Below are 5291 nucleotides of genomic sequence, written 5' to 3'. Positions count from 1 at the left end.
ACACAGGAGTTCTGGGCCGAACTGCGCGCCACCACCCAGGCGCGCAACGGGCTCGGGCGTGCGGGGGATGCGTTGCCGACCCGAAGGGTGCTGGAGTTCCGCTCGGCACATGCCGCGGCCCGCGACGCCGTGCACCAGCCGCTCGATGTGGGTGGGTTCGTCGAGTCCGTCGAGTCGGTCGGTCTCGGGCGACCGGCGGTGGTCACCAGCCGCGCCGCGGACCGGAGTGAGTACCTTCGCAGGCCCGACCTCGGCCGCACACCGGCAGATCTGACGGCGGTACCTGCAGGCAGGGCGGAGGTGGGCTTCGTTCTCGCCGACGGGCTGTCGCCCCGTGCTCTTGCCGACCACGGCGTCCCCCTGCTCGAGGCGCTGGTCGCCGAATTCGGTGGGGCGTACACACTCGCTACTCCGGTGATCGCGACACAGGCCCGGGTCGCGCTGGGCGATCACATCGCGCAGGCGATGGGAGTGCAGACGCTCGTACTGCTGATCGGTGAGCGTCCGGGATTATCGGTGGCGGACAGTGTGGGTATCTATCTCACCCATCTACCCCGCCCCGGATGCACCGACGCCGACCGCAACTGCGTGTCCAACATTCATCCCCCTGACGGCCTGGGTTACGAGCTTGCTGCCCGGGTCGTGGCAGGTCTGGTGTCGGGCGCACGGCAATTGGGCCGGTCAGGTGTGGATCTGAAGGACACCTCACGCCTGGATCCGCTGGCTGCCCCGTCGGAGATCCTCGAGCTCTCATAGTGTTATCTAGTTGTCGGCAGGTCCGGCCGGGCTTGCGGAGAGCTCCCCTGTACGGGGTGTGACGAGGAGAGATCATGGCCTTCGCCGGCAACGTGGACGAGTTGGCTCTGCTGCAGGCAGTCCGCCTGAAAGAGCAGGTCAGCGCAACTGTGCTGGCCGAACATCTCGGTGTCGGCGCGTCGTCCGCGCAGGCCGCGTACGACGCGCTGATCAGCCAGGGCAAGGCGAAGGAAGTGGCGTCCGGACAGATCGGGCTCACCGATGCGGGCCGGTCGGAGCTCGAAGCTCAGCTCGACGCCGAGCGGGTATCGATCGATGAGGATTCCATCGCGGAGGTGTACGAAAGCTTCGTGCCGTTCCACGAGGAGTTCGTCGCGCTGATCGACGACGCCGATGCGGATCGCCTGACCGACCTCGATCGTCGTGCGTCCGCCGTATTCGACGACCTTTCCGCCTTCGTTCCCCGACTGTCCCGGTACCAGGACCTGTTCGCCGATGCACTCGCGAAAATTGCAGCGGGGGAGACGCGGTGGATCTCCGAGCCGGTCGTCGACTCGTACGCGACCGTGTGGAACGAACTGCGCAGGGAGCTGCTGGGCGCTGCCGGTACACCGGTCTGACACCCTTTCCAGGCCGACGGAGGTAACCACCCCCATGCGGGGGTAGTGGCGACGTGAGCCAGATCACTACCTTTCCTCTCGTCCCGGAAGTCGGGACATCCACACGGACCACGGAGGAATCGAGTGAGCACAGTCTCCACACCGGGTGCGGGAGTGCCCTACACTCCCGCGCCGGTGCGCAAGGGCGGCACCAGCGTTCGCAAGGTGGCCGTTGCCAGTGGCATCGGGACGACGATCGAGTTCTACGACTTCTTCATCTATGGCACCGCTGCAGCACTGGTTTTCCCGAAGGTGTTCTTCCCCGCCTTGGGTTCCACCGCAGGAACCGTCGCGTCGTTCGCGACGTTCGCGGTGGCCTTCGTCGCCAGACCGGTGGGCGCCATGCTCTTCGGTCACTACGGGGACAGGATCGGTCGTAAGAAGACCCTTGTCTCCACCTTGATCCTGATGGGCGTCTCCACGTTCCTGATCGGACTGCTTCCCGGTGCCGCCATAATCGGTGTCGCGGCCCCGATCCTGCTGGTTCTCTTGCGATTCGGTCAGGGTTTCGCGGTCGGCGGTGAGTGGGCAGGCGCCACCCTGCTCACGGCCGAGTACGCCCCACCCGGCAAACGCGGCCTCTATGCGATGTTCCCGCAGCTGGGCCCGGCCGTCGCGTTCATTCTCTCGAGTGCCACCTTCCTCGTCACCGGCGCTGTCTTCGGTGACACCAACTCCGCCTTCCTGGACTACGGGTGGCGGATACCGTTCCTCTTCAGCGCCGTCCTGGTCGGCATCGGTCTTTACATGCGCCTGGCGATCGAGGAGACACCGGTGTTCCGCGCCGTGCAGGAGGCCGATCGCGCCGATCTTGCACCGCGGACGCTCCCACTGATGGATGCGTGGCGCTACCAGACCAAGGAAATCCTCCTCTCCGCTGGTGCACTCGCGACCCTGTTCGCGTTCTTCTACATGGGCACAGCGTTTCTCACGAGCTACGGCACCGCGACTCTCGGTTTCAGTCGTCCCTTCGTCCTGACCGTCGGTATCGTCTCGGCGGTGGTGTTCGGGCTCACCATCATCGTGTCCGCGCTGTACTCGGACCGGATCGGTCGTCGCCGGGTGATCATGATCTCGTGTGCGCTGGCCGTGGTGTGGGCGCTGGCGCTGTTCCCGCTGCTCGACACCGGTTCGCCGGTAGCCTTCGCGATCGGTGTGATGGTGACACTCGCTATCTTCGGAGTCGCGTACGGCCCCTGCGGTGCGCTGCTCCCCGAGATGTTCCAGACCCGCTACCGGTACACCGGGGCGGGGCTCGGCTACAACCTCGCGGGTGTGCTCGGCGGGGCAGTACCGCCGCTGATCGCCGCGCCTCTCGCTTCGGCATACGGAAGTGCAGCGATCGGCGTGATGCTCGCCGTGCTCGCTGCGGTGAGCCTGGTGTGCACGAAGGCGCTGGTCGAAACGAAGGACGAGACCCTCTGACGTGTGTCGCGGTGGGGTGTCCGGAATTCGCACAGTTTCCAGGACGCCCCACCCCGCACTATCGCTGAGGGTCACGTCGACCGAGAGTAAATTCGACAACGGAAGGGCCTTTCATGCCTGCCCGTCCCTTAGGTGTCCGCCGGGACGCCTGGAGAGGAAAGCTATGACAACGCCACTTCCCAGCTACACGTCCGGGATCGGAGACGCCCCGATGCTCGGTGACACCATCGGAGACAACTTTGATCGGACGGCTGCCACCTACCCCGATAACGATGCGCTCGTCGACCTGCCGTCGGCCCGCCGGTGGACGTACGCCGAGCTCGCCGGGGACGTCGACGCCCTCGCCGTGGGGCTGCTGTCGCTCGGGATCGAGAAAGGTGATCGGGTAGGGATCTGGGCGCCCAACTGCCCGGAATGGACGCTGATCCAGTACGCGACAGCCAAGATCGGGGCGATACTGGTCAACATCAATCCGGCGTACCGGTCGCACGAACTGCAGTACGTCCTCGACCAGGCAGGAATTCGACTGCTGGCGTCGGCGCCGGAGTTCAAATCGTCGAACTATGCGTCGATGATCGAGCAGGTGCGGCCCCGGTGTCCGGACCTCGAGATGGTAGTGCTACTCGGCAGTTCCGGCTGGAGCAGGCTGCTGTCGGAGGGTGCGACCGCACACGCCGCAGACCCGTCGCTGCTGGCGGCCGCACAGTCCGCGCTGTCGTCGGACGACCCGATCAATATCCAATACACCTCGGGTACAACGGGTTTCCCGAAAGGAGCAACGCTCAGTCACCACAACATCCTGAACAACGGATTCTTCGTCGGTGAGCTGTGCCATTACACCGCAAAGGACCGGGTGTGCATTCCGGTGCCGTTCTACCACTGCTTCGGCATGGTCATGGGCAATCTGGCGTGCACCACACACGGTGCGACGATGGTGATACCGGGCCCCTCTTTCGACCCGAAGGATGCGCTGCGAGCTGTCGAGGCGGAGAAATGCACCTCGCTGTACGGCGTGCCCACGATGTTCATCGCCGAACTCGCCGAACCGGAGTTCGCGCACATCGATCTGTCGAGTCTGCGGACCGGCATCATGGCGGGGTCGCCGTGCCCGGTGGAGGTCATGAAGCAGGTAATCGAGCAGATGGGGATGGCGGAAGTGTCGATCTGCTACGGCATGACCGAAACGTCGCCGGTCTCGCTGCAGACGCGTTCGGACGACACGATCGATCAGCGTGTGGCGACGGTCGGACGGGTCGGCCCGCACCTGGAGGTCAAGATCGTGGACCCGGCAACCGGACTGACCGTGCCCCGCGGCGAGCCGGGTGAACTCTGTACGCGTGGCTACTCGGTGATGCTGGGGTACTGGAAGCAGCCGGAGAAGACTGCCGAGGCGATCGACGCGGCACGGTGGATGCACACCGGCGACATCGGTGTAATGGACTCCGACGGCTATGTGGCGATTACCGGACGCATCAAGGACATGGTGATCCGCGGCGGGGAGAACATCTATCCACGCGAGATCGAGGAGTTCCTCTACACGCATCCGGATATCCTCGATGCCCAGGTAATCGGGGTACCCGACGCGAAGTACGGCGAGGAACTGATGGCGTGGATCCGAATGAAGGACGGCGCCGAACCGCTCGACGTATCGACACTCCGGGACTTCTGCGACGGCAAGCTTGCCCGGTACAAGATTCCCAAGTATGTACACATCGTCGAGGAATTCCCGATGACGGTCACCGGCAAGATACGCAAGGTGGAGATGCGGGAGCACTCCTTGACCTTGATCGCCGAGGTGTAGGACGTCTCTCGTGGAGGTGAACCATTCGACAACGATTTGCCGAACCGCCGTCGAAGCACCTCTCTGGTCGTTATGTTCGAGAAGAGCGGTGACCTTCCGCTCGCACGGTCAGGAATGCGTGTTGGAGGAGAAGCCATGGTAGGCGAGATCATCGGCACAATTATTTTCGGTGCGGTCATCGGCGTGCTGGCGCGCCTGGTGATTCCGGGTAAGCAGCCAATGGGCTGGATCATCACCGTCGTTCTGGGCATCGTGGGTGCACTGATCGGTTACTGGGTGTGGGGCGCGATCAGCGACGAGGGCGACACCGAAGGGATCGACTGGATTCGGTGGATCATCAGTATCGCCGCAGCGGCCGTGCTGACGCTCGCGTACACCTCGTTCACCAGCAAACGGCGTGTGTAGCAGTCCGCCTCAGCAACACCAGGGCCCCGTCCGATGAGGACGGGGCCCTGGTGTTGCTGAGGCCCCCAAAGCCGGTACCTCGCGCATGGGATCGGCTCACGATCGCCGTCGCTCGATCGCGGCTACACCGGCTGGAGGCAGGTGAGGGCCATCTGACGCAGCACTTTTCGAGTCCGGTCCGGTGTGGTGGGGTCGGCGCTGTGTGGTGTCGAGTTGATGAGGCCGAACGTGGCATGGGCCTTGGT

5 protein-coding genes and 1 pseudogene are annotated in these 5291 nt (G+C 64.4%); 5 read left to right on the top strand and 1 reads right to left on the bottom strand.

Annotation, left to right across the window (positions count from 1 at the left end):
• The 5 genes from eutC to WAW17_RS08330 all read left to right on the top strand — a co-directional run.
• Positions 1 to 756, top strand: a 756-nt coding sequence (gene eutC / locus WAW17_RS08350) for an ethanolamine ammonia-lyase subunit EutC (protein ID WP_422332515.1), incomplete at its 5' end; no start/stop codon positions are given.
• Positions 757 to 830: 74 nt separating this feature from the next.
• Entirely contained in the window at positions 831 to 1376 is a 546-nt protein-coding gene (locus WAW17_RS08345) for a hypothetical protein (protein WP_422332514.1), read from the top strand.
• Positions 1377 to 1499: 123 nt separating this feature from the next.
• Complete coding sequence (locus WAW17_RS08340; RefSeq protein WP_422332513.1) at positions 1500 to 2840, top strand: MFS transporter; 1341 nt, start codon at positions 1500 to 1502, stop codon at positions 2838 to 2840.
• Between the two features lie 163 nt (positions 2841 to 3003).
• On the top strand, positions 3004 to 4641 hold the full coding sequence (locus WAW17_RS08335; protein ID WP_422332512.1) for an AMP-binding protein: 1638 nt from the start codon (positions 3004 to 3006) through the stop codon (positions 4639 to 4641).
• A gap of 135 nt (positions 4642 to 4776) precedes the next feature.
• Positions 4777 to 5046, top strand: a complete 270-nt coding sequence (locus WAW17_RS08330; RefSeq protein ID WP_422332511.1) for a GlsB/YeaQ/YmgE family stress response membrane protein — start codon at positions 4777 to 4779, stop codon at positions 5044 to 5046.
• Between the two features lie 122 nt (positions 5047 to 5168).
• On the opposite strand, the pseudogene WAW17_RS08325 reads toward WAW17_RS08330, so the two are convergent.
• Positions 5169 to 5291 (bottom strand): annotated as a pseudogene (locus WAW17_RS08325) (TetR/AcrR family transcriptional regulator); the annotation flags it as partial.

The organism is Rhodococcus sp. (in: high G+C Gram-positive bacteria) (assembly GCF_049286785.1).
Classification (GTDB): Bacteria; Actinomycetota; Actinomycetes; order Mycobacteriales; family Mycobacteriaceae; genus Rhodococcus_F.
Note: the sequence above shows the minus strand (reverse complement) of the source record. Positions and strands in the feature narration are given on the sequence as shown.